23 protein-coding genes are annotated in these 23,661 nt (G+C 55.0%); 22 read left to right on the forward strand and 1 reads right to left on the reverse strand.

Features of this window, described 5'->3' with window-relative positions; translation table 11 throughout:
* The first annotated feature begins 9 nt into the window (after positions 1–9).
* The 10 genes from nusG (at position 10) to cysN (ending at position 9,646) form a co-directional block, all read left to right on the forward strand.
* Positions 10–525 carry a transcription termination/antitermination NusG family protein gene (nusG, locus tag HNR46_RS04940; protein ID WP_184016384.1) on the forward strand — a complete coding sequence of 172 codons (516 nt, stop codon included), beginning with the start codon at positions 10–12 and terminating at the stop codon, positions 523–525.
* 7 nt (positions 526–532) lie between these two features.
* Positions 533–1,579 carry a dTDP-glucose 4,6-dehydratase gene (gene rfbB, locus HNR46_RS04945; protein WP_184016386.1) on the forward strand — a complete coding sequence of 349 codons (1,047 nt, stop codon included), beginning with the start codon at positions 533–535 and terminating at the stop codon, positions 1,577–1,579.
* A gap of 439 nt (positions 1,580–2,018) precedes the next feature.
* Positions 2,019–3,335, forward strand: coding sequence for a nucleotide sugar dehydrogenase (locus tag HNR46_RS04950; protein WP_184016388.1), 1,317 nt, complete (start codon positions 2,019–2,021; stop codon positions 3,333–3,335).
* Between the two features lie 37 nt (positions 3,336–3,372).
* Complete coding sequence (locus HNR46_RS04955; RefSeq protein ID WP_184016390.1) at positions 3,373–4,311, forward strand: GDP-L-fucose synthase family protein; 939 nt, start codon at positions 3,373–3,375, stop codon at positions 4,309–4,311.
* A 30-nt stretch (positions 4,312–4,341) separates the two neighbouring features.
* Entirely contained in the window at positions 4,342–5,457 is a 1,116-nt protein-coding gene (gmd, locus tag HNR46_RS04960; RefSeq protein ID WP_184016392.1) for a GDP-mannose 4,6-dehydratase, read from the forward strand.
* Positions 5,458–5,489: 32 nt separating this feature from the next.
* A complete protein-coding gene (locus tag HNR46_RS04965) occupies positions 5,490–5,837 on the forward strand; it encodes a hypothetical protein (protein ID WP_184016394.1) in 348 nt (115 codons plus the stop codon).
* Positions 5,838–5,899: 62 nt separating this feature from the next.
* Positions 5,900–6,658, forward strand: a complete 759-nt coding sequence (locus HNR46_RS04970) for a WecB/TagA/CpsF family glycosyltransferase (RefSeq protein ID WP_184016396.1) — start codon at positions 5,900–5,902, stop codon at positions 6,656–6,658.
* A 58-nt stretch (positions 6,659–6,716) separates the two neighbouring features.
* Positions 6,717–7,304: an adenylyl-sulfate kinase gene (gene cysC, locus HNR46_RS04975; RefSeq protein ID WP_184016398.1), complete on the forward strand. Its 588-nt coding sequence runs from the start codon at positions 6,717–6,719 to the stop codon at positions 7,302–7,304.
* Between the two features lie 122 nt (positions 7,305–7,426).
* Positions 7,427–8,332 carry a sulfate adenylyltransferase subunit CysD gene (gene cysD, locus HNR46_RS04980; protein WP_184016400.1) on the forward strand — a complete coding sequence of 302 codons (906 nt, stop codon included), beginning with the start codon at positions 7,427–7,429 and terminating at the stop codon, positions 8,330–8,332.
* A 69-nt stretch (positions 8,333–8,401) separates the two neighbouring features.
* Positions 8,402–9,646, forward strand: a complete 1,245-nt coding sequence (cysN, locus tag HNR46_RS04985; RefSeq protein WP_184016402.1) for a sulfate adenylyltransferase subunit CysN — start codon at positions 8,402–8,404, stop codon at positions 9,644–9,646.
* A gap of 169 nt (positions 9,647–9,815) precedes the next feature.
* Here the strand turns inward: cysN and HNR46_RS04990 are convergent, their stop codons facing one another.
* Positions 9,816–9,953 (reverse strand): hypothetical protein, encoded by a 138-nt coding sequence (locus HNR46_RS04990; protein ID WP_184016404.1) that lies wholly within the window; start codon positions 9,951–9,953, stop codon positions 9,816–9,818.
* A gap of 236 nt (positions 9,954–10,189) precedes the next feature.
* On the opposite strand from HNR46_RS04990, the gene HNR46_RS04995 reads away from it, so the two are divergent.
* The 12 genes from HNR46_RS04995 (at position 10,190) to HNR46_RS05050 (ending at position 23,628) form a co-directional block, all read left to right on the forward strand.
* Positions 10,190–10,822, forward strand: a complete 633-nt coding sequence (locus HNR46_RS04995; RefSeq protein WP_184016406.1) for a hypothetical protein — start codon at positions 10,190–10,192, stop codon at positions 10,820–10,822.
* A gap of 102 nt (positions 10,823–10,924) precedes the next feature.
* The gene (locus HNR46_RS05000; RefSeq protein WP_184016408.1) at positions 10,925–12,397 is read left to right on the forward strand and encodes an oligosaccharide flippase family protein; all 1,473 of its coding nucleotides are present in this window, start codon (positions 10,925–10,927) and stop codon (positions 12,395–12,397) included.
* Between the two features lie 331 nt (positions 12,398–12,728).
* Positions 12,729–13,292, forward strand: coding sequence for an alpha-1,2-fucosyltransferase (locus HNR46_RS05005; RefSeq protein WP_221285019.1), 564 nt, complete (start codon positions 12,729–12,731; stop codon positions 13,290–13,292).
* Positions 13,265–14,101 (forward strand): class I SAM-dependent methyltransferase, encoded by an 837-nt coding sequence (locus HNR46_RS05010; RefSeq protein WP_184016412.1) that lies wholly within the window; start codon positions 13,265–13,267, stop codon positions 14,099–14,101. The genes HNR46_RS05005 and HNR46_RS05010 overlap by 28 nt, the downstream gene beginning before the upstream one ends.
* A gap of 197 nt (positions 14,102–14,298) precedes the next feature.
* Positions 14,299–15,003, forward strand: a complete 705-nt coding sequence (locus tag HNR46_RS05015; protein ID WP_184016414.1) for an FkbM family methyltransferase — start codon at positions 14,299–14,301, stop codon at positions 15,001–15,003.
* A gap of 23 nt (positions 15,004–15,026) precedes the next feature.
* The gene (locus tag HNR46_RS05020) at positions 15,027–16,055 is read left to right on the forward strand and encodes a glycosyltransferase family 2 protein (protein WP_184016416.1); all 1,029 of its coding nucleotides are present in this window, start codon (positions 15,027–15,029) and stop codon (positions 16,053–16,055) included.
* A 10-nt stretch (positions 16,056–16,065) separates the two neighbouring features.
* A complete protein-coding gene (locus tag HNR46_RS05025; protein ID WP_221285020.1) occupies positions 16,066–17,199 on the forward strand; it encodes a glycosyltransferase family 4 protein in 1,134 nt (377 codons plus the stop codon).
* 261 nt (positions 17,200–17,460) lie between these two features.
* On the forward strand, positions 17,461–18,732 hold the full coding sequence (locus tag HNR46_RS05030) for a hypothetical protein (protein ID WP_184016420.1): 1,272 nt from the start codon (positions 17,461–17,463) through the stop codon (positions 18,730–18,732).
* Positions 18,733–18,852: 120 nt separating this feature from the next.
* Positions 18,853–19,971 carry a glycosyltransferase family 4 protein gene (locus HNR46_RS05035; RefSeq protein ID WP_184016422.1) on the forward strand — a complete coding sequence of 373 codons (1,119 nt, stop codon included), beginning with the start codon at positions 18,853–18,855 and terminating at the stop codon, positions 19,969–19,971.
* 44 nt (positions 19,972–20,015) lie between these two features.
* The gene (locus tag HNR46_RS05040; RefSeq protein WP_184016423.1) at positions 20,016–20,996 is read left to right on the forward strand and encodes an NAD-dependent epimerase/dehydratase family protein; all 981 of its coding nucleotides are present in this window, start codon (positions 20,016–20,018) and stop codon (positions 20,994–20,996) included.
* Entirely contained in the window at positions 20,987–22,159 is a 1,173-nt protein-coding gene (locus tag HNR46_RS05045) for a glycosyltransferase family 4 protein (protein ID WP_184016425.1), read from the forward strand. The genes HNR46_RS05040 and HNR46_RS05045 overlap by 10 nt, the downstream gene beginning before the upstream one ends.
* Positions 22,156–23,628: a UbiA family prenyltransferase gene (locus HNR46_RS05050; RefSeq protein WP_184016428.1), complete on the forward strand. Its 1,473-nt coding sequence runs from the start codon at positions 22,156–22,158 to the stop codon at positions 23,626–23,628. Before HNR46_RS05045 ends, HNR46_RS05050 begins: the two co-directional genes overlap by 4 nt.
* Positions 23,629–23,661: the final 33 nt, after the last annotated feature.

A 23,661-nucleotide genomic window follows, 5' to 3' on the forward strand; every position in this document is an offset into this window, starting at 1 on the left:
TGGTACTGCGTGAAAACTGCGCCAAAGCGGGAGCATCTGGCGGCGGGGCATCTGCGCGAACTGGAGGGGGTGGAGGTTTTTTGCCCGCGGCTTCGCTACCGAAAGGCCACCCGACGGGGTAAGATCTGGTGGGTGGAGGCGATGTTTCCCGGCTATCTGCTGGCTCGCTTTGACCTCGCTGAGAAGCGGCGGCACGTGGAGTATGCGCAGGGGGTGACTGGCTTGGTCAAATTTGGTCAACAGGTGCCAGAAATTGCGACGGCGTTTGTCGAAGCTTTGCGCCGGGAGGTGCGGGAGCGGGAAGTGGAGGAAGGTCCCGATGAGACCCTGACGCTGATCCCCAAGATTGCGGCGGACGACGAGGTGGAGGTAGCGCATGGGCCTCTTGGAGGCTTTCATGGGCGGGTCGTCGAAGTGCTTCCGGGGCGTGAGAGAGTGCGCGTGTTGATGGACTTTCTCGGGCAGCCGCAAGTGGTCGAGGTGGACCTGTTCTCGCTGCTTTTGCCATCCCGGCCCCATCCCTGAGCTTTTCATGAATGTTCTCGTCACTGGTGGTGCCGGTTTCATCGGTTCGAATCTCGTCCGCCGTCTGCTGGGGCAGGGGCATCAGGTGGCCGTGGTCGACAAGTTGACGTATGCGGGTCGTTGGGCGTCGCTGGAGGAGCTCAGTTCCCATCCGGGCTTCAGGTTTTTCCAAGCGGACATCACGGACCGGATGGCGCTGGACCACATTTTTGCGGCAGTGAGCCCCGAGGCGGTGATGCACCTTGCGGCGGAGTCCCACGTGGATCGATCGATCTTGGGCCCTGCCGCTTTTGTTCAGACCAATCTGGTGGGAACTTTCGTGCTCTTGGAGGCCACTTTGGCGGCTTGGACCGGGTCAGGGAGCTGGGCAGGAAAGCGATTCATCCATGTTTCGACCGATGAGGTGTTCGGTGAACTGGGAGAGGTGGGTCAGTTCACTGAAGAAAGCCGGTATGCGCCGAGGTCCCCCTACTCAGCCAGCAAGGCCGGTTCGGACCACTTGGTGAGGGCGTGGGGCACGACCTACGGATTGCCGGTTTTGGTGGCGCACAGCTCGAACAACTACGGCCCTTTTCAGTTTCCCGAAAAGCTGGTGCCGCAGGTGATACTCCGGGCGATGGCTGGCGAGCGAATTCCCGTGTATGGCAGTGGACTGCAGGTCCGCGATTGGTTGCACGTGGAGGACCATGTGGCGGGGCTTTGCTGCCTGCTGGAGCGGGGAAATCCGGGAGAAACTTACTTATTCGGAGGGAATCACGAACGCAGAAATCTGGATTGGGTTCACGACCTTTGCCGACGCGTCGACGACCGTCATCCGGCTTCAGATGGGCGCCCTCATGCATCGCGGATCGTGCATGTGGTGGATCGGCCGGGTCATGATTTCCGCTATGCGCTCGATACGACTCAGACTCAACGGGAACTGGGCTGGCAGCCATCGAGGGATCCGGATCGGCGGTTGGCGGAAACGGTCGATTGGTATCTCGATCATGAAGAATGGTGGCGGCCCATTTTCGACGAGGGCTATCGTTTTCAGGAAGTTCGGGAAACCTCATGAGGAGTTCCAAAGGGCGATTTTCCGATCGTGATGTCGGCCTTTTGTTCATTTTGAATTGAACAATTGTACCGTTCGGCCATGCATCGAGGCGTCGCACGCGACGTCATGGACGTTGTCAGGCGCTCCCTCCAGAAAACCTCCTCATCTCATTGGTTTTGTCCGACTTGCGGGCAAGCGACCAAGGGCGGCAGCGTGGCGAGGATCTCGTGGCGAATCTCCGGGGATCGGGTCCCAGCAAGTTTCGCGATGTTGTGTTCGATATCTTTTGCCGATGAAGGAGGGAGTCCCTGGCGTGCAAGGCCTGGGATTCTGAAGGAGCCAACATTGAGCCGTCCTCAACCTCCGAGTTCTTGAAAGGCTGGCTTTCCTTCCTGGAACCGCACTATCCCGTGGCGGCGGCCGAGGTTTCTGCCGTCCATCCACGCTACTCCCACGCTTTATGAGCGACTCTTCTACCAAGCTTCCTATCGACCGCGTCGTTGGTGTGGTCGGTCTCGGCTACGTTGGGCTTCCCTTGCTGTTGGCTTATGCCCGGGCGGGTTATACCGCGGTCGGATTGGACATCGATCCGAGCAAGCCGGAGGCTCTTCAGGCGGGGAAAACCTACATCAAGCACATCCCGGACTCGCAGATTGTGGAGGCCCAATCGGCTGGTCGACTGGACGCCACCACGGATTTTTCCCGGGCGCGTGATTGCGACGCCTTGATTCTCTGTGTGCCGACGCCCTTGGACGAGCACTTTGAGCCTGACCTCAGCTACGTCGTTTCGACGATTGAGTCCTTGGTTCCCCACATGCGGGCGGGGCAAACGATCAGCCTCGAAAGTACCACCTACCCGGGAACCACCGATGAAGAACTGGTGACCCGAGTGGAGGCTGCGGGATTTCAGGTCGGCAAGGACATCCATGTGGTGTACTCGCCCGAGCGGGAAGATCCGGGGAATCCCGATTTTGCCGCCACCAACATTCCCAAGGTCGTCGGTGGGGTGACTCCTGCCTGCTTGGAAGCGGGGATTGCCCTATACACCTCGGTGTTTGATCAGGTGGTGCCGGTCAGTTCCTGCAAAGTCGCCGAGCTGACCAAGCTTCTCGAGAACATCTACCGGGCGGTCAATATTGGCTTGGTCAATGAGCTCAAGATCGCCGCGGATCGCATGGGCATCGATATCTGGGAGGTGATTCGTGCGGCTTCGACCAAACCTTTTGGCTTCAAGCCGTTTTTCCCAGGCCCAGGCCTTGGCGGTCACTGCATTCCCATTGATCCCTTCTATCTGACTTGGAAGGCTCGGGAATATGGAGTTCACACCCGCTTCATCGAGTTGGCTGGGGAAATCAACCGCTCGATGCCGGACTATGTGATTCATCGTACCATGGAAGCGCTCAATTCGCGCGGCAAGGCGGTGAAAGGCAGCCGAATTCTGCTCCTCGGCCTCGCTTACAAGGCGGACGTTGATGATATGAGGGAATCGCCAACCTTTGCCTTGCTCGACGGGTTCAAGCGCCTTGGAGCCGAAGTGACGTATCATGATCCGCATGTTCCGGTGGTCGGTCCGACCCGCGAGCACATGGAGTGGGCCGGCATGAAATCCCTCGATTGGACCGAGGAAAATCTGAGGTCCCAGGACTGCATTGTCATCTCGACCCATCATCAGGCCTTCAATCTGCTACAGCTGGCCACCACTGCTGACCTCATCGTCGACACCCGCAATGCCATGGCGGGGATCGACACACCGGGCGGTCAGGTCGTGAAAGCCTAAAAACCTCTTCCCCCCAGCGATTTCCATCCATTCACCCATGAAAAAAATCTTCATCGCCGGCCATCGCGGCATGGTAGGTTCGGCTCTCGTCCGAGAGGCGAAACGACTTGGTAACTTTGATATTCTAACCGCAGGCCGAGATCGCGTGGATCTCTGCGACCAAGCGAGCACTTTTGATTTCCTCGCTGCCGAAAAGCCGGACGTGGTGGTGATTGCAGCTGCCAAGGTCGGTGGCATTCACGCCAATTCGACTTATCCAGCGGACTTCATTTACGAGAACCTGGCGATTGCCGCGAATGGCATTGAGGGCTCCCGGCGGGCCGGTGTGGAGCGGGTCCTGTTCCTGGGTTCCTCCTGCATCTATCCCAAGCATGCCCCCCAGCCGATGCCGGAAGATTGCCTCCTGACCAGTCCGTTGGAGGTGACCAATGAAGCCTACGCCATCGCCAAGATTGCCGGCCTCAAGATGTGTCAGCATTACCGTGCCCAACATGGGCTGATGTATCATTCGGCGATGCCGACCAACCTCTACGGGCCTGGCGACAACTACCACGCTGAGAATTCCCACGTGATTCCTGCGCTGCTTCGTCGATTCCATGAAGCCAAAGAAGCGGCGGCACCGGAGGTCACCATCTGGGGAACCGGCACGCCTCGGCGTGAATTCCTTCATACCGAAGATTTGGCGAAGGCCTGCTTCCATTTGCTCGCCTTGGAGAACCCTCCCGATTGGGTCAACGTGGGCTACGGCGATGATGTCACGATCTTCGACCTCGCGTCTCTGGTTGCCAAGACCGTGGGTTACGAAGGTGAGATCAAGACCGACCCGACCAAGCCCGATGGCACTCCTCGCAAGTTGATGGACAATACCTTGCTCCGCGAATCCGGATGGTCTCCTGCCATCACCCTCGAAGCGGGCCTGGCGGACGCCTATCAGGATTTCCTGGCATCGCTTGAGACCGGTGCCGCACGGCTGTGACCCTTCGCCGATCCCCCTTCTTCTCTTCTCATGAAAAAAGCGCTCATCACTGGCATCACAGGTCAGGACGGCTCCTACCTTGCGGAGTTCCTTCTCGAAAAAGGTTACGAGGTGCACGGCATCAAGCGTCGTGCTTCGCTCTTCAACACCGAACGGGTCGATCACATCTATGAGGACCCGCATGTGGAACATGCTCGGTTCAAGCTCCACTACGGGGACCTGACCGACACCTCCAACCTGACCCGCATTTTGCGTGAGGTGGAGCCCGACGAAGTGTACAACCTCGGTGCCCAATCGCACGTGGCGGTGTCTTTCGAAGCGCCGGAATACACCGCGGATGTGGATGCCATCGGCACTCTGCGCCTGCTCGAAGCGATCCGCTTCCTGGGCCTGGAGAAGAAGACCCGGTTTTATCAAGCTTCGACCTCTGAGCTTTATGGCTTGGTGCAGGAGATTCCCCAGAAGGAGACCACGCCCTTCTATCCTCGCTCACCGTATGCGGTGGCGAAGATGTATGCCTACTGGATCACGGTGAATTACCGGGAGTCCTATGGGATCTACGCGTGCAATGGGATTCTCTTCAACCACGAGTCGCCGCGCCGTGGCGAGACCTTCGTGACGCGGAAGATCACCCGCGGCATCGCCAACATCGCGCAAGGCCTTGAGAGCTGCCTCTATCTGGGCAACATGGACTCGCTGCGTGACTGGGGTCATGCCAAGGACTACGTGCGGATGCAGTGGATGATGCTGCAACAGGAGCAACCTGAGGACTTCGTGATTGCCACGGGCAAGCAGATCTCGGTGCGTGAGTTCGTGCGGATGTCGGCGCAGGAAGCCGGGATCACGGTGGAATTCAGTGGCGAGGGAGTGGACGAGCACGCGACCGTCACGGCGGTGACCGGCGAGAATGCCCCCGGAGTGAAGGTGGGAGACGTGATCGTGCGAGTGGACCCGCGCTATTTCCGTCCTGCGGAAGTGGAGACGCTGCTGGGCGATCCGGCGAAAGCGAAAGAGAAGCTGGGCTGGGTACCGGAGATCACGGTGGAGGAGATGTGCGCCGAAATGGTGGCGTCGGATCTGGACAAGGCGAAGCGCCACGCGCTGCTGAAGTCGCACGGTCACCACGTTTCCGTGGCCAAGGAATAATCCGCTTGCGAGCCAGCGGACGAACATCCTCCATGGGATCTCAGCAACCATTTCAGCAAGGAAACCTCGCTTTCTGGCAGGAGGCCAGAGAGCTGGCGATCCTGAGTCGTTCATTGGAAGGATGGGCTCGGGGTGCCGACTCCGAGTCTCTGGCTCATGCGGGCGCAGCTCCGGCGGTTCGTTTGGCTGAGGGATTTCTCGCCCAGGATGGCGCGGGATTCCTCGCCTCCCTGCGCCTTGCGAAGCGGGATGCCCTGACGTTTCTCTACCTGCTGGACATGAAGTCGGGAGAGTTGAATCCCGATGAAGAAGCTCTGGCCGTTGCGGCCGAAAGTCTCATTCGCGGTTTGGCCATGGTGATCCGGAATCTCCATGCCTGATGGACTTCTGGACGGGTGGGGAGAGTCTCCTGAATCCGATCCCTTCAACGATTCAAAATCCGATGAAAACGGCTGACGTCATCCGCCTGCCTGTGGCCGTTACTGATTATGCAGGGGCGGTTCAATGGATTCTTGATCGGGCTCTCAAGCTCGATGCTCCCCTGGCCGTTGAGGCTGCCAACACTCACGTTGCCGCCTTGGCGCGCCATGACCCGGAGTTTGGTGCGGCCATGAAACGCTTCGACTTGGTCGTGCCCGATGGCATGCCGTTGGTTTGGTCGATCAATTTTCAACTGCCGGAGGAGGAGCGCCTGAACGATCGCGTCTATGGTCCGACTTTGATGCTGGAAACTCTTAAGGCAGCGGAGCGCACCAAGGGCTACCGCCACTTTCTCCTCGGGGGCAGTCCGCGGACTTTGGAGAAGCTCGAAAAACGATTCGCTCGAGAGTTTCCTGAGACCGCCCTTGTCGGATCTTATTCACCTCCGTTTGGCGAGTGGGATGAGGAGGAGTTTGAGCGCATTCAGGAGGCGATTTGGAGTTCCGGAGCCAATCTCGTCTGGGTGTGTTTCGGCTGTCCCAAGCAGGAGCTTTGGATTGCCCAGAACAAAGATCGATTGGTTCCCGCGATCTATTTCGGGATTGGAGCGGCCTTTGCCTTCCACGCAGGAGAGGTTTCGCAGGCTCCAGCCTTTCTCCAAAAACGAGGCTTAGAGTGGGCCTACCGCATCGCGAAGGAACCCCGGAGACTGTTCCGGAGGTACTTCGTTCACAATTCCCTCTACATCTTTTACTCGCTTCTGGATCACTCCAGAGCTTGAGTTTTCTCTTTCCGTGAGTCGGTTTCCGGGATTACCCACCAAGATTCCATCTACCGCCATGAGCCATATTCATCCCCACGCCACCCTGCCGCGCCACCACAAGGAAACTCTTCTGGGCCAGAAGGGAGGGGTTCTCTGGTTCTGCGGGCTTTCGGGTTCTGGAAAGTCCACCATCGCCGGTGCTTTGGAACATGTTCTCCACGACCAAGGCCGATTCGTCATCCGGCTCGACGGCGACAATCTTCGCTCCGGACTCAATGCGAATCTGTCGTTCACCGATGAGGATCGCCTTGAGAACATCCGGCGCACCTCGGAACTCGCGAAGGTCTTGGTGGACAATGGTGTGATCGTTCTCTGTTCGTTGATCACCCCGAAGGGAGCATTTCGTGACCTCGCCCGAGGCATCCTCGGTGAGGATTTCCACGAAATCTACGTCAAGGCCAGCTACGCGGCCTGTGAGGCCCGCGACCCGAAGGGCTTGTATGCCAAAGCCAGCGCGGGCCAAATTCCCAACTTCACCGGCCGCGATAGCGGTTTTGAAGAGCCTCAAGATCCCGGTTTGGTCCTCGATACCGAGCAGCTCACCGTTGAAGATTCTGTGTTTGAGGTCCTTGAGTGGTCCCGTCAGCTCGGCATGATCAAATAATTAGTAAATCACTTAGTTTACCAATTAAATGTTGCCAAGAGGGTCGGGAACGGTATTTTTCCCGCCCCGCGGGGCTCATTCGGCTCCAGAACTCGTTTTGAATCCAAGACTTCCCGGATTTCATGCCCAACTACCATCTGTCGCATCTGGATCAGCTCGAAGCTGAGGCGATTTTCATTCTGCGCGAAACTGCGGCCCAGTTTCAGAATCCGGGCCTCTTGTTTTCGGCCGGGAAAGACTCAATCGTCATGGCTTGGATTGCTCGCAAAGCCTTCCATCCCGCACGGTTGCCCTTCCCCTTGGTGCACATCGACACCGGCCACAACTTCCCGGAGACCATCGAATACCGGGATGCCTTTGCAGAGCAGATCGGTGCGCGGTTGGTGATCGGATCGGTGCAGGAGTCCATCGACCAAGGTCGCGTGGTGGAAGAGAAGGGACCGGATGCCTCACGCAACCGCCTGCAGACGACGACCCTCTTGGACACCATCGCCGCGCAACAGTTCGACGCTGTTTTGGGTGGAGGCCGACGGGACGAAGAAAAGGCCCGCGCCAAAGAACGCTTCTTCTCCCACCGGGATGATTTCGGCCAATGGGATCCCAAGAATCAGCGCCCTGAGTTGTGGAACCTCTTCAATGGCCGCATGCATCCAGGAGAGCATTTCCGGGTTTTCCCTCTCTCCAACTTCACGGAGATGGACATTTGGATGTACATGAAGCGGGAAGGCATCGTCCTCCCCAGTCTCTACTACGCTCACGAACGCGATACCTTGGTGCGCAATCATACCATTTTGGCGGTGAGCGAATTTGTTCAGCCTCGTGAGGGCGAAGAAGTCGTCCGACGCATGATCCGATTCCGGACCATGGGAGACGCCACCATCACGGGTGCCGTGGAGTCGGAAGCCGACACCATGGACAAGATCATCGAAGAAGTGGCTGCTGCCCGGCAGACCGAACGTGGCAATCGCGCAGACGACAAACGTTCCGAAACCTCCATGGAAGACCGTAAGAAAGAAGGATACTTCTGATCCTTGGCTGGGTGGCCTTCGGCCCTCCTTTCCTCCTTTCGCAACTCGACCTCAATACCTTCCTTTCCCATGGACCTTCTTCGCTTCACCACCGCCGGCTCCGTTGATGACGGAAAATCCACCCTTATCGGCCGCCTCCTCTATGACTCCAAGTCGATCTTCGAAGATCAACTTGAAGCGGTCGAAGAGAGCTCCCGCCGCCGCGGCGACGAACACGTCAATCTGGCGCTTCTGACCGATGGACTCAAAGCCGAACGGGAACAAGGCATCACGATCGATGTGGCCTACCGCTACTTCGCGACTCCCAAGCGCAAGTTCATCATCGCGGACACTCCCGGGCACATTCAATACACCCGCAACATGGTGACGGGGGCCTCCACCGCCAACCTCGCGATCATTTTGGTCGACGCACGGAAGGGTGTGATCGAACAGACCAAGCGTCACAGCTTCATTGCCAACCTTCTGCGGATTCAACACGTGGTCGTGGCCATCAATAAGATGGATCTGGTCGACTACTCGGAGGAGACTTACAACCAGATTGTTAAGGAGTATCAGGAGTTTGCCTCTCGCCTCGATAACATCGTCGACATCACTCCGATTCCGATTTCGGCTCTGAATGGCGACAACGTGGTCGACAAGTCCGACAAGATGCCATGGTTCCAGGGCCCTTCCCTGCTCTACCATTTGGAGACCGTCTACGTTGGGGGTGAAGAGAACCACGTCGATGCTCGGTTCCCGGTGCAGTGGGTGATCCGCCCTCAAAGCGACGAATGGCACGACTTCCGAGGTTTCGCGGGACGAGTGTCAGGAGGCGTTTTCAAACCCGGCGACGAAGTCGTCGCACTCCCCAGTGGCTTCAAGTCCACGATCAAGGCGATCCATTCGGCGGAGGGCAACCTTGAGGAAGCTTTCGCTCCTCAGAGCGTAACCATCACCCTCAAAGACGAGATCGATATCTCCAGGGGGGACATGATTGTGAAGGCCAACAATCCGCCGAAGGTCGAGCAAGACCTAGAGGCCATGATTTGCTGGTTCTCGAACAAGCCCATGGGCCACCGGGCCAAATTGCTGATGCGTCACACAACCCGAGAAATGCAGGCGATTGTGACTGAAGTGAAATACCAGGTCGACATCAACACCCTTCACAAGATCGAGGGCGTCGATGGATTTGCGATGAACGACATTGGTCGGATCAGTCTTCGCACGGCGAGCCCGGTGATTCACGACAGCTACCGTCGCAATCGCCACACGGGTTCCTTCATTCTCGTCGATCCCGGCACCAATGAAACCGTGGCGGCGGGGATGATTGTTTGAATTCACCTGTCTCTCCCCTGAGGTCAAGTTGATGGGGCGTCGGGCGGACCTCCTCCCCCGACGAGAACCGTTGAGCTGGGAGCGTCGACGAGCTCTCGTGAAAAAACTCTCCCCCTCCGCAGAGCGGCTCGCCCGATCGGCCCTTCATCCATACGAGCGTCGCCGTCTCTCAAATCCACTCTTTCGCACTTTCGAGAATGACTTTCCACGGTTGGAGCAGCCTCTGAAGAACGCCACGCCGCCGCCATCCGAAGGTCAGATTGAATTCCCTCAAGGTATTCAAAATCAAGGAAAAGTGAGCGATCATGATTTCGCATCATGGGAGCTGAAAGGACGGCGCCACAGGTCAAAATCTCGAATCATCGCGGCGTCCTAGAGATTCGAAGAGGGAGCTCCGATAAAAGGCAGAAAATTCCTTTGCGCCCTCCCGCGAATCAGCAGAGGCCGCTTCCAGCTTCTCTATGAATTGAGTATCAGAGTATTTTGAGATGGCCACCTCGTGATCAAACCTTCAGGTTTCCGATTGATTGCCCTCCAGATACAATGACTGAAAAAGAGATCGAGCGCCTGCATTTTGCATTATCCAAGTCCAAAGTCTATTTGGAATATGGTTCAGGGAACAGCACAAGACTCGCCGCGGGTCATGACAACATCCAGGTCATTCGCTCGGTGGAATCGGATAGGGGATTTGCGGAATCGGTATTATTCGTAGATTCAACCATCCAAAAATCGCTTGCCGATGGCAGGCTCAGATTTCTCTTCCCTAACATTGGACCTACTAAAGAATGGGGGTATCCTGTCAATGATCGCGATCAGCACCTCTGGCCTGTTTATGCTTTGTGTCCTTACGAGATCTCATTCAAACCGGATTTGATATTAATTGACGGTCGATTTCGAGTGGCGTGTAGCATTTTGGCAGCGTTGCATCATCCAAAAGCAACGGTTTTGGTCCACGATTACCATCGGCCGAATTATCAGATCATGGAGCAGTTTCTCCATTTGGAAGAACGCATCGATAACCTGGCAATTCTGAGTCAAAAGAGCAACTTTTCGAGAAACGAAGCGATTCGCCTCCTGGATTTCTATCTCCATTCGCCCGAGGATCTCAGCCAGAGCCTTTGTGGACGGATTCGGAGAAAGATCGGCAATGCAGTGAGGAAAACGGATCATCACTGATTCGCTTGATGATCTCCTGATCGGCGCGATCCACGCGTACCATAAGATCCAACTAGGAAATGCTCGAGGGATTTCCAGTTCTAGAGTATCCATGCCACCCAGGTGAATAGCGATTATAAAAAGCAATCGATCCACGGTGGGATCTTTGCAGGGGTCGCGCAAGTTGGACAGACGGTTCTCAATCTTATTGGGGTCGCCATCCTTGCTCGGCTGCTGACCCCAGAAGATTATGGTATCGTCGCCATGGCGACGGTGGTCATTGGATTTGCTGGATTGCTCCGAGATTTCGGGTTGTCTTTCGCATCGATCCAAAAGGCCTCTCTTTCGATTGGTCAACAGTCCAATCTATTTTGGATCAATCTCGCTGTTGGGATCGCGCTGAGTGCTTTGACCACACTCACCGCAACGTGGACTGCCGGTTTCTTCAATCACGAGAACCTCGCGACCGCCATTCGTGTCCTGTCGATCACTTTCATTGTGACCTCGCTGGGAACCCAGCATAAGGCGGACTTGACCCGAAAACTCGATTTTCGTGCCCAGGCCTGTGCGACGATTCTCGGTGCGGTGATCACGATCATCGTGAGCGTGGCCATCGCGTATCAATCCAAGTCATTCTGGGCGATTATTTACGGGAAGCTTGCGGGGGAAGCGGTCACCACCGCTTACCTTATCGGTGCCAGTGGGTTCAAACCGGGGAAGTACGATTCTGGAGAGAGCATTGGCGAACTTCTTCGATTCGGTCTGGGAATTTCACTTTATAATCTATTCAACTACTTCAGTCGAAATTTGGATAATATCCTGATTGGGAGATATATTGGATCCGGTGCGCTCGGCATTTATAGCCGAGGGTACAATTTGATGATGCTGCCCATCTATCAAATTCGCACGCCCATCATTGCGGTGATTTTTCCGGTGTTAAGTCGGCTTCGCACCGAGACCCAGAAATTTGGGAATTATTACATCAAAGCAAGCTCCGTCTTAGCAGTGATTTCCATGCCGATTTCGGCCCTGATGTATGCCTGCTCCGACGAAGTTGTCAGAATCATGCTTGGTCCCGACTGGATGGAAGTCGCTTCGGTTTTCCGATGGCTTGCCATCGCGGGCATCATTCAGCCGGTCACCTCATTGCCCACGGTGGTGGTCTCATCCATGGGATTGGGCCGGAAGTATGCTTCGATCGGTGTCGTTTCGTCGGTGCTATTTTCAAGTGCGATTGTCATAGGATTGAAATGGGGCATCAATGGTGTTGCCTGTTCCTATGCGATCGCGAATTACTTGATGGCATTTCCTATTGCCATGTGGTGTTTTGCTGGGACGGAAGTTAAAATCAGTCGATTTTTAGGTTCCTTCATGCCATCTCTATTTGCATCGGTTGTCGCTGTGGCTCTATCCTTGAGTCTCAAAAATGCGATGGCATCTGATTTGAATGATTGGCAAAGCACGATCTTCAAGGGGGCGCTATTTTGCGCCGTATATATCTTAATGCAGCTTCAGACTTCAGTCGGAAAATGGCTCTACGCCGAGTCTTTGGAATATATCAAAATCCATTTGGGCAAAGCTTCCAAGTCGAATTGAAACAGGAATGTCGAGAAAAGTAGTAGTTCTTGAACAATTGGGAAGGCTCGGCAATCGCCTCCAGCTTGGAGCCTATTCCTTGGCGTTCGCGACGGATCTCAAGGCGGAGCTCATTCCTCTTCAAATGGGGGAGTATGCGAAGTTCTTCGACGGTTCATCCGATTTTGATCCTCGAAACCCGATCACGCGATGGAGAAGGCTCTGGTATCGGATCGTGTCCAGGCATCGGAATTGGCGAATTTTTCGGAGATATCTGGTACTCGAAGGCCACCGAGAGCGACCCCTGATCTTAGATCACCCCTCGATTAATGGTCTCCTCGAAGGCAAGGAGGTGGTCATCCTTCGTGGATATTGGGTCTATACCAGCAAAAGTCTCTTGAGGGAGAACGCCGACGTCATCAGGAAGTATTTCTCCTTTGAAGAAGCGATCAGAGAGCCAGTCAATCGGCGTTTCCAAGATCTCCGGACCAACCCCTCAACGGTGCTCATTGGTGTGCACATAAGAAGGACTGACTATAAAGAGTTTGCGAATGGAGCCTTCTATTTTGATGTCGAAGAGTATCACCGTGTGATGAAATCGGTGGTCGAATCAAATCCGACCGTCGCCATCGAGTTTTTGGTCTTTTCGGATGAGACGAGAAGCGTCGGAGAATTCAATCAAGTCCATTGCCACTGTCTGAACTTCGGCTTCCTGGGAGATCTTTATGCTCTATCTCAGTGCGATGCTTTGATCGGTCCCTGGTCCTCCTTCAACCGATGGGCAGCCTTCTTTGGAGACATTCCACGCTTGGAGATGGGGAGAGATCTTCGAAGTTTTGATTTAAGTGATTTTGATTCAGAAGTCGGCCTCAATGAGGCGAATGAGAAATGGGAGATTCTAGGACTGGCTTCATAAAACCTCAAAATAAAATGCAGCTAAAATTAAGAGACAAGCTTGAGTTCGTCTTACAGAATTCAACGATCTTCCCCGCCCGGCGAGCGAGCGAGGACAACATGCGACAATTGCTCGAATCGCTTTGGCCGCGGAAGCCTAAAGATCGCCTGATTCGCGTGGGTCCTGACAGCGACGGAGGTTACGTTTTGCCCGACAATTTTTCTGGCATTCGCGCATGTATTTCTCCTGGAGTGAGTGATGAGTCTGGTTTTGAGCTCGCTTGCGCGGAGATGGGAATGGAAGTGTATCTTGCCGACAAATCGGTGGAAGGGCCTGCCCTAGAGCATCCACGGTTCCATTTTCGAAAGGAGTTTGTAGGAGTCGGTGATGGCTTCTTATCACTCGACCGCTGGGCTCAGTTGGAAGGATTGAGTGGAACGAGTGATGATCTTCTTCTTCAAATGGATATTGAAGGTGCGGAGTATGAGGCGCTTCTCGCCCTGTCCATGGACCTTCAAAATCGATTCCGGTACATGGTCATCGAATTTCATCGCCTTGATCAATGGTGGAGCCTCGGATATTTTGACCTCGTCTCTGCGGTTTTCCGGAAGTTAAATTCAACGCATCGATGTGTTCACCTTCACCCTAATAACTGTTCGGGGGCTTTGAAGCAGGGTGACCTGGTTTTCCCAAGACTGATGGAGTTTACCTTCTGTCGGCTTGATCTTGTGGAAGATGGCCAGTTTCTAAGCCAATTCCCCCTGCCGATCGATCGGGAGAATACGGATCGGTGCCCTCTGCCTCTTCCTGATTGTTGGTACAAAAAGTAAAACTTCTTACCTCAATAGATCATATGAGTCGATCCGGCACCCTGTTGAAGCTCGCCAGCCGCATGCTGAGGGAGAGAACGATGGACCCTGCGTGCTTCAAAGTCGCGTGGGGTCCGCATCGGTGGCGATTGGCAGTTAACCTTAAGGATCAGCGAGGGCGCTTCCTCGCTTCCCATGGTTTCAGTCAGCCATCTCTCATGCGTCTATGGAAGGAGTTGGAGCAGATTTGCAAGCCAACGATCCTTTTGGATGTGGGTGCGAACTATGGTGAATTTGGGATGGGGACCGGATATCCCACGGCTCGGGATATCTTCCTTGTTGAAGGAAATCGATCGCTCCATGAATTCCTTCAGAAAACGAAGAGTCGGCATCCCCAGGCCGGTAAGATCCATCTTATTCATGCGCTTGCGTCCGATGGGTTGAATAGTGGAACCGAAGGGGAGCTCTTCGTGAATAGTCGTTGGTCAGGAACATCGACTGCAGCAGGGCCCACGGATTCGGAAGCGTGGGAAAGCCAGCGGGTTCCGATGACGTCCGTCGATGAGATTCTTGGGGAGGTGGATGCAAGTGATTCTCTTCTATTCAAAATTGATGTTGAGGGCTTTGAGGGGAAGGTTCTTCAGGGAATGCGCAAAGCTCTGGAGATGAAACGGTGCATGGGCTTGATTGAATTCAATCACCAGAATTTGAAGCAGGCCGGCACCGATCCGGGAGAAGTTTTTAAGGGTCTTCAAGCCAAAGGGGACATTTACCTCATCACTGAACAAGGGGACTCTTTGAGGTCTTCTATTCGGAGGGTGAACGAAGTCTTTGATATTCCGGATGGGAAGGAAGACATTCTCTTTATCAGCCGTGAGCTGACTCAGGAACTGGGCGATCTTGGCAATGATTCAAAGGCTTGAGAGTTTGAAGCTGGATGATAACGATGAGCGACCAGCTAGTGAGCGTAGTCATTCCGGCTTTCAACCGAGAGCGGCATATTGGGCGTTGTTTGGAGTCCGTTGCTGCGCAAACTCACCGGCCCATCGAAGCCATTGTTGTGGATGACGGCTCGGTCGATGGAACTCAGGCGGTAGTGGAGTCGCTTTTTGAGCGATTTCAGCACTTGGGATGCGAACTTCGGCTTTTGTCAACGGGAGGGCGCAAAGGCGCACCGTATGCGCGGAACCTGGGAGCGATGGCTGCCAAGGGCGATTTCGTTCAATTTCTGGATTCCGACGATCTGCTCTTGCCGGAAAAGTTCGAGACGGAACTTGCTGTGTTTGAGGAACTGGATTTGAGGGGTTCCCCTGTCGATCTTGTCTACTCTGTGGCCCAAATGGTGGACGCTTCGATGAGAATCATCCCGATGAGGTATGGATCGGCTTTGAAAGCCCGAGCGAGTGACTATTGTCAATTGAAGTGGCAGACCATGTGTCCGTTGTATCGAAAGGCGATTCTTGCGAAAATCGGTCCATGGGATGAACGACTGAAGAAAGGTCAGGATTTTGAATTTGGCATCCGGACCTTATTGTCCGGCGTAAAAGTCAGGTTCCTGCCCCGTGTTCATTCTCTGCATGTTCAGCACGAGGATGGTCAAATGGTCGATCTTGTCGGACGTGAGAAGATTGCCTCAAGGCTGGTGGAGACGTATGAGATTTGCCTTCAGCAGTTGGCGGCCCACAAACAATGGTCCTTCACCTTGCGGAGGGCATGGTACTATCGGATCGCCTATTTGGCTCAGGAGTCCGTTCAGGTAGGAGAGCGACAAGCGATTCTGGACGAGCTTTCCAGAGTCCTTCAGGAGTTCCGCTTGGGCTCCACGTTCGAAAGATGGCTCTTTGTGAAGAGTCCGCTTTACCGAGGAATACTTGGCTTCCGAAAAAGGGTTTCTCAAGGCGTTGCCTATCGGGCAAAGGCTTGGTTGCAGAGAGAGAGACGCCAATATTCGATCGGTGATATCGTTGGAGGATAAGGTATTTGCAATGATGAATGTTCTGGCATACAGTGGCTATCCACCTGCGAGCTACGCCGATGGTGGAGGGGCACTGGCGATTTGGTATGGGCTTTCTGCGATCGCGAAAGTGGAAGGCATCGATTTGACGGTGGCCTTCCCGATGCGGGAGGAGGATTCATGCGATTCGGAGGGAGTGCACAATGGTGTCAAGGTCCGCGGAATCCGTTCCCCCAAGGAGCTTGCTGATTGCCTCAGGGAAGCGCGGCCGGACATTTTTCACTGCATGCGCAGTGAATCTCTTGAGGCATTGAAGTCTTGTCGGAGCCTGGGGATTCCATCGATTTACGAAGTAAGATCTCCCAAGTGTTTTCCTTGCAAGTGGCAGCACAAGCTGGTGCCTCCTTATCACAGGCAATGGAAGGAAATGCTGGCGGGCCGGAAGGATCGACTGGCTGCGCGGCAAGCCGATGTCGTGATCGTGCCGAGTGAAACGGCGATTGGGAATTTGCGTCGGAACTATGGTATTCCAGAGGAGAGATCATTGTATTTTTACAATGGAGTGGATTATGAGAATTTTTATCCATTGGAAGAAAAGCCGGATAACGAGGTTCCTATTCTGATCAATGCTGGGCGACTCGCTCGAGATCGTCATTTTGACCTTCTCTTGAAGGCCTTCCAATTGATTCAACGAGAGTTTCCACTCGCGCAATTGAGGATCGTGGGAGATGGACCGGAGCGGGCCCGCCTTGAGCAGATTTGCGTCGACAAATCCATCGATGGTGTGCGCTTCTTTGGTGTGGTTTCCCATTCGGAACTGGCAGATCTTTACCGGACTTCCGACATCTTGATGAACTCGAGCGAATCGGAGAGTTTCGGCAACGTCGTGGCGGAAGCGATGGCTTGCGGTCTTCCTGTGGTGTGTTTTAAGGCAGGTTCTTTGCAGGAGTTGGTCATTGACCCCATGAATGGGATCTTATGTGAAATTGGAGATGATGAGACCTTGGCTTCCAACGCGATGACTCTCATCCGCAATCCCGAAATGCGGAAGACGATGGGGCTGGAAGCGGCGAGAAGCTGCCGGGAAAGGTTTTCATGGGATCTGAGGGCAGCTGGTATTGTGGAGCTTTACGGTAAGCTCTCTTCAGGAGGAAATATTTTCTAATTATATCATTTTAACGGCGTGAACGGAAATAAAATTACAACAGCATTGCTGACATTTGTTCTGCTGGGTGCCGCAGTGGTGCTTGGACTCAGCGTCTTCGGAAGTGGGAAGAATCAACTTGGACAGGTATTCCAGTGGCTGTTGTTCGTCGGGGCCGTTTTTGGGTTTGTGGCTCCTCGCATTGGACTTCTGTTATTCCTTCTCCTCCAATTCTATTTTGACTTTCTCAAGCGACTTTTGGTGGTGGGTGACAGTCTTTCGATGATGGACATCATCACCTCATTGGGCCTGGGTCCGATCATTGTAGTTTTTGCCTGCTGTGCGGCGGTCCTTCAAATTGTGACAGGAAAGATCAAATTTGATCGGTTATTTGATAAAGTGTTTTTTGTGGGTTGTGTTTTTGTTTCGATTTCTGGGTTTTTCTTGGTTCGCGACGTGGATTTCGTTGAACGAGGGCAATCGATGTTGGGCACGGCGATGCTTGGGATGATGGCATTCGCAAGCTTCAGTTTCTTTCGTGAGGAAGGAGATTGTCTCAAGACATTGAAGCTCCTCGTGATCTCTGGAATCCCTGTTTGCCTCTATGCGTTTTATCAATGGATTTTCGGCATTTCTGCCTGGGAAGAACGCTATATTTTGACCGGATTGAGTAAGGTTCTGTATAGCTTCTACGTCTTGGATGGAATCGATCAAATGCGCCCTTTCTCCACCATGAATACCCACACCTCTCTTGGTGCAATTGGCGGAACTCTCTTTTTGGTGTGTTTTCTTATTTTGCCAAAAGCGCGAATGTTGTTTCACGTGCGGAGAGCGAAGTGGTTCTTTTATGCTGTGGTTGGGCTCCTCTACCTTGGGACCTGTTTGATCGCTCAGAATCGGACTTCCTATATTTTGCCGCCTCTTGGATTGGCATTGTCATTGATGTTTTTGAGGGGGAATCGGATTATGTTGTTTTACGCGTTCCTATTTATGACGGCGACAGTGGTCGTGGTGAAATCGGAGTGGATTTATAACAACATCAACGTATGGTCTCAATCGTTCGAGGCGACTGCTATTGGCGAGAAATTTGGCACGCTGGGCACTTATCAAGCCCGTCTTAGTAGCTTCATGCTATTGACCGAGGCTGATAACTGGACGCCATTCGGCCTCGATCCTAAAGTTCGGCCTTTCACACACGATCTGATCACGCAGTCGCTTGTGACGGTGGGTTATATTCCGCTGGGAGTCTGTCTTGCGTTGTTAGGGGGAGTGATCGCGTGGTGGCATTCCTCTTGTCTCAAGGTGAAGGATGCGTCCTCGAGGAAGCTTTTGGTCTACCTGACGGCGATCATCGTTGCGTTGGGAGTCTCGGGTTTGGCCTATGGAAACCTTTTGTTCGTGGCACCCGTGAATTCGGTTCTTGGATTGTTGCTTGGGCTCGGAATGGTTGAGATTCGGAAATCCAAGGTGAGTTCTCAGGTGCCGGTCGGAGAAATGGATTCCTCGTCGGAACGTCAGAGCGCGGGTGCTCCTGGCGAACAGGTTTCCGCCTGACTTGGGGTCTTCGGAGGTTTTCGATTTGCGATTTGTTCCGACCGACGATTTCTGGGGCGCCTCCGTGACGAAGGAATTGAGCAGTGACGCGGTGAACGAAGCCACCCTGTCTGCGGGGAAATGAACGGGCGAGACGCCGATTTTCTAAGGGAATCCACTTCGATGGTAGAGGTAACCTGGTATCCGGCCCATCCGTGCTATGGTGATGTGTCGATGGCTCGGTATGCGAATCTCCTGATGGGGGCGCAGGAAGCTGATGATCCTTTCGATTGTCGCTTTGCGATCCCTCCTACGTATCGAGAGAGGGGGTCCCGCTTCGAGCGGTTGCTGATGCGGAAGTTCCTGTATCCTCTACAGGTTTCTGCTTCCTCGCCGGGAAAGATCGCCCACGTGCTGGACCATAGTTGGGCGCACCTATTGACCTCAGTGAGGGGCAACGTTGCGAAGGTGGTGACGGTTCATGATTTGATTCCATTGAGGGATCCATGTGATCTTACTGGGGCGCAAGTCGAACGGTTCCGAGGTTGGGTCAGGCATCTAGAGAATGCGGACGCGATCATCTCTGTTTCGGATTACACGAAGCGGGAGGTGACCGAGTTGCTGGGAATCTCACCGGAGAAGATCTTTGTGGTGCCTAATGGGGCGGATGCCGGTTCGGTGGAACCCTCGGTGACCACGAATGTCGGTGAGCGAGTGAAAAAGGGAGTTTCGGGACTTCGAGTGGGGAGTTTGGGGAGCACCCTGAAGCGAAAGAATCTGGAAGTGCTTCCTGAAGCTTTGGCGAAATTCGCCGAAGCGACGGGTGAGCCGGTGAGTTTGGTGAGGGGGGGAGAGATGCTGCCAAGAGCGTTGAGGGATCGGTTTCTTGCTCTTTTAGGCCCGCAGGGTTTGGTGGAACTGGGCAGGCTCAGCAACCATGAGCTGGAGGATTTCTATCGCTGCGTGGATGTGGTGGTGGTGCCTTCAAAGTTCGAAGGGTTCGGCCTGCCGGTCTTGGAGGCGATGCGCCGTCGCAAGCCGGTCATCGCGGCGGCGTCCTCCAGTTTGCCGGAGGTTGGCGGAGAGGCGGCGGTGTATTTCGACCCTGATTCTCCTGAGGAATTGGCATTGGCGCTCGAGAAGGTTTTGGATCCCGAACGTCGACAGGAGTTGGTGGATCTGGGTGAAGCTTGGGCTCGCCAATTCACTTGGCGTCGGAGTCTTGAAGGTCTCTACCAGGTGTACCAGCAATGGGATTGAGGTAGGGGTGATCGTGGGGAAAAAGAATGGGTTTGCGTTGAGTGATGTCTGAAAAAGCAGTCTTTATCATTGGTGGGAGTGGATTCATTGGCACCAATTGCGTGGCCTATTTTCGGCGTGCGGGGTGGAGGGTGGTGAGTTTCGATCTGGCACCCCCTCTCGATTCCCAGCATGCGGATGTGCATGTTTCCGGGGATATCATGGATGCGAGTTCAGTGGCCTCAGCAATGGCGGCTGCGGCTCCTCAGGTGGTGATCCACCTGGCGGGGCGCACGGATTGCGATGAGCGCACGACGGTGGAAGAAGGTTACTTGTCGAACACGGTGGGAACAGCGAATGTTCTGGAAGCGATCAAGGCGACCCCTGGCATTGAGCGAGCGATCATCACGTCCAGCCAATACGTGGCGGGACCGGATCGATTGCCCAAGGATGAGTTCGATTACTTTCCCCACACGGTTTACGGGCAGAGCAAGGTGGAGACGGAGCGGTTGACTCGGGCGGCCGATCTGCCGTGTTGCTGGACCCTGATTCGGCCGGTGAATATTTGGGGTCCGTGGCACCAACGGTATTCCCGTGAATTCTGGCGCGTGGTGCATCGGGGTCTTTACATTCACCCGGATCTGCCGGCACCGACGCGGACGTATGGATACGTTGGCAATGTGGTGTGGCAGATGGCGCGGATTTTGGAGCTGCCGGTGGAGAAGGTGAATCACAAGGTTCTGTATGTGGGGGACCGGCAGATCCCGATCGATCGATGGGTGTTTGCTTTCCATCAGGGAATTCGCGGAAAGGACCCGCTCCGGATTCCGTATCCGGTGATCCGTAGCCTCGCTTTTGTGGGGGATGGGTTCAGTCGCCTGATGGGGCGTCCCTTCTACATCAATTCCTCCCGGTTGCGGAGCATGACTCAGGACTATCTTACGGACATGGAGGCAACGATGGATCTTTTAGGTGAGCCTCCTTATTCGATGGAGGAGGGGGTGAAGGAAACGGTCCACTGGCTGCGCGAAAAGGTATGGGTCTGAAGAGAGATGCCATGCGAGTGGTGGTGGCCGGGCAGTTTCCGCCTCCGATTGGGGGGCAGAACATTTGCATCCAGCGGATGGTGCATTTGTTGGAGAAATGTCCTGGGTGTGAAGTCGATCACCTCAAGCTGGAGTTTACTCGCAGCTGGTCGGCTGCGCGGCGGTTTGATGCCCATAAAGTGACGGAGCTCTTCCGGGTGTTGGGTCGCCTCGTGAAGTTGCGGGCGCGAGGGAAGATCGACGCGGTGATTTTCCCCGCGGGGGGGCCGCATCGAATTGCGATTTTACGGGACCTGTTGTTGTTGCCCTTCATTCGCCTAGCTTGTTCCCGGGTGCTTCTTCATTTCCACGCTGCGGGATTGGCGGAGAAATGGGGAGATCGTCCGTCCACGTTTCAGAGCTTGGGGTGCTGGATCTATCGAATCTGCTGCCGGGAAGCGATCGTGATTACCGAGTTCGGGCGCAAGGACGCCGCCTGCTTGGGAATCGAAGAGATTCATCTGCTGCCGAACTATTGTGAAGATTGGGCGGGTGGAGTGAGATCCAGAGTCGAGAAGGAGACGATCACTTGTTTGTCCATCGGGCATTTGTGCGAGGACAAAGGCACCCCTGCCTTGCTGCGTGCTTTCGGGAAGATTGCCGGAGAGTTTCCCCAGCTTCATCTCCGCTTGGTCGGTGAACCGATTGCTCCCTACAGTGAGGAGGCATTGATGGCCGACCGGGAAGCCACGGGGGCGAAGGAACGCATTCATGGGTCGGGTCCCCTGAGTGGGGATGCCTTGCAGGACGCCTATCGTGAGGGGGATCTGTTTGTTTTCAGCAGTGTGGCTCCGTATGAATCTTTTGGCTTGGTGATGGTAGAAGCCATGCAATGGAGCTTGCCCTTGGTGGTGACCGATTGGCGGGCGAATCTTTCGGTGGCGGGGGAAAAGTTTGGGGGAGTGGTGGTGGAGATCGATCAGGGAAGGGATTTGGCGGATTCTCTGGCGGATAGCCTGCGCAAGGCGGTGCTGGCTCGGGGAGATTGGCCCCAATGGGGAGAGCAGAACCGGAAGTACTACGAGAGCCGTTACACAGAGGCGCGCTTCAAGGATGGGATTCAGGCGATTTTGGGTTTGCCGAGGGAGGAAAGCGGAGAGGTGCCGAGGGGCGTGAGAGGATGAAGAGCGAGTTGGAAGTTCCAGATCCGGGAAGGAGACTTTCTTCTGAGCCCCCTTTGGCGGTGGACTTGGATGGGACCTTGTTTCGAGTGGACACCTTGTGGGAAGGGGTGGCGAGGATGTTGCGACGGGATCCGCAGGGGCTGCTCTTGCTGCCCCTTTTTTGTGTCCGGGGGAAACCCTATCTCAAGCGCATGGTGGCCGAGCGCTCGGGATTGCTTGCGGAGCATTTGCCGTGGAACGAGGCGGTGGTGGCATTTTTGGAGGAGGAGAAAGCCCAGGGGAGGCGGCTGCTTTTGGTGTCCGGAGCCGACTTTGAGTTGGCGAAGCGGTTGACCGAGAAAAGTGGTTTGTTTGAAGAATGGTGGACCACCGAGGAGAAGGTGAACCTCATCGGAAAGCGCAAAGGGCAGCGATTGGTGGAGGTCTTTGGAGAGGGAGGATTCGATTACCTCGGCAATTCCATGGTGGATGTGGAGGTCTGGTCGCAATGCCGGCGGGTGCATGTGACCAACCCGGACCCGGGGGTCTTGCGCCGATTGCGGCAGATGGGGAAGGAGTTTGAGTTTCATGGCGATTTGCCACGTCCCTGGCGGAGTGGTGTTCGGCAGTTGCGATGTCACCAGTGGGTGAAGAACTTGCTCGTGCTGGTGCCCTTGCTGGCCAGCCATCGGTTCTATTCCGCGGAGATGACGGCGACGGGCTTGGCGTTTCTTTGCTTCAGTCTGGGTGCATCGAGTGTCTATCTCCTCAATGATTTGCTCGATTTGGAGCATGACCGGAAGCACCCAGTGAAGCGATTCCGACCGGCGGCGGTGGGAGAGGTTCCGGTGCTGTGGCTGTTCGCCGGGGCGCCTGTCTTGGCGATGGTGGCCTTGGGTTTGTCTTTGGTGTTCCTTCCTCCTTCGTTCACTCTGACCTTGGGGTTCTATTTCTTCCTCACCTTGGCGTATTCATTCCGGCTCAAGCAGGTGGCCATGGTGGATGTGGTCGTGCTGGCGATGCTCTACACCTTGCGCATTGTGGGTGGAGCGTTTGCGATTGGGGTGGTTCCTTCGCCTTGGATTCTCGCATTCTCGCTGTTGATGTTCACCAGTTTGGCCTTTGCGAAGCGCCACGGGGAAATCATGGGGATGTGGGCGGATCCGCATCGCCCCGAAGGGGAGCAGGTTCCCGGTCGGGGGTATCGCCTGGAGCACTCGGCGTTTCTACCGGGGGTGGGAATGTTGGCAGGTACAGGAGCCGTGGTGGTCGCGGGATTCTATGCGGTGGATGAAAACACCCGGGAGCTCTATGCCCATCCTGAGTATTTGTGGGGAGTCCTGCCGGTGTTTTTGTTTTGGTTGAACCGGCTGTGGCGTTTCGCGGACCGTGGGGTGCTGCATGCGGATCCGGTTCTTTTCGCCGTGAAAGATCCGTTCAGCTGGCTCTGCGGGATCGCGCTGGTGGGGATCGGTCTCGCGGCATTGTAGAGGCCGTGGAACGAGGCTGGGAAGGCTGCTGGG

It is taken from the genome of Haloferula luteola (assembly GCF_014201715.1).
Classification (GTDB): Bacteria; Verrucomicrobiota; Verrucomicrobiia; order Verrucomicrobiales; family Akkermansiaceae; genus Haloferula; species Haloferula luteola.

Coding starts and splice junctions, on each gene's coding strand:
- HNR46_RS05050 (WP_184016428.1), top strand. CDS start 22,156: ATGAAGAGCGAGTTGGAAGTTCCAGATCCGGGAAGGAGACTTTCTTCT.
- HNR46_RS05045 (WP_184016425.1), top strand. CDS start 20,987: ATGGGTCTGAAGAGAGATGCCATGCGAGTGGTGGTGGCCGGGCAGTTT.
- HNR46_RS04965 (WP_184016394.1), top strand. CDS start 5,490: ATGGGATCTCAGCAACCATTTCAGCAAGGAAACCTCGCTTTCTGGCAG.
- HNR46_RS04990 (WP_184016404.1), bottom strand. CDS start 9,953: ATGATCGCTCACTTTTCCTTGATTTTGAATACCTTGAGGGAATTCAAT.
- cysN (WP_184016402.1), top strand. CDS start 8,402: ATGGACCTTCTTCGCTTCACCACCGCCGGCTCCGTTGATGACGGAAAA.
- HNR46_RS05015 (WP_184016414.1), top strand. CDS start 14,299: ATGCGTCTATGGAAGGAGTTGGAGCAGATTTGCAAGCCAACGATCCTT.
- HNR46_RS04950 (WP_184016388.1), top strand. CDS start 2,019: ATGAGCGACTCTTCTACCAAGCTTCCTATCGACCGCGTCGTTGGTGTG.
- cysD (WP_184016400.1), top strand. CDS start 7,427: ATGCCCAACTACCATCTGTCGCATCTGGATCAGCTCGAAGCTGAGGCG.
- HNR46_RS05020 (WP_184016416.1), top strand. CDS start 15,027: ATGAGCGACCAGCTAGTGAGCGTAGTCATTCCGGCTTTCAACCGAGAG.
- HNR46_RS04970 (WP_184016396.1), top strand. CDS start 5,900: ATGAAAACGGCTGACGTCATCCGCCTGCCTGTGGCCGTTACTGATTAT.
- HNR46_RS05025 (WP_221285020.1), top strand. CDS start 16,066: ATGATGAATGTTCTGGCATACAGTGGCTATCCACCTGCGAGCTACGCC.
- HNR46_RS05010 (WP_184016412.1), top strand. CDS start 13,265: ATGGGAGATTCTAGGACTGGCTTCATAAAACCTCAAAATAAAATGCAG.
- HNR46_RS05040 (WP_184016423.1), top strand. CDS start 20,016: ATGTCTGAAAAAGCAGTCTTTATCATTGGTGGGAGTGGATTCATTGGC.
- gmd (WP_184016392.1), top strand. CDS start 4,342: ATGAAAAAAGCGCTCATCACTGGCATCACAGGTCAGGACGGCTCCTAC.
- HNR46_RS05030 (WP_184016420.1), top strand. CDS start 17,461: ATGATGGACATCATCACCTCATTGGGCCTGGGTCCGATCATTGTAGTT.
- HNR46_RS04955 (WP_184016390.1), top strand. CDS start 3,373: ATGAAAAAAATCTTCATCGCCGGCCATCGCGGCATGGTAGGTTCGGCT.
- rfbB (WP_184016386.1), top strand. CDS start 533: ATGAATGTTCTCGTCACTGGTGGTGCCGGTTTCATCGGTTCGAATCTC.
- HNR46_RS05035 (WP_184016422.1), top strand. CDS start 18,853: ATGAACGGGCGAGACGCCGATTTTCTAAGGGAATCCACTTCGATGGTA.
- cysC (WP_184016398.1), top strand. CDS start 6,717: ATGAGCCATATTCATCCCCACGCCACCCTGCCGCGCCACCACAAGGAA.
- HNR46_RS04995 (WP_184016406.1), top strand. CDS start 10,190: ATGACTGAAAAAGAGATCGAGCGCCTGCATTTTGCATTATCCAAGTCC.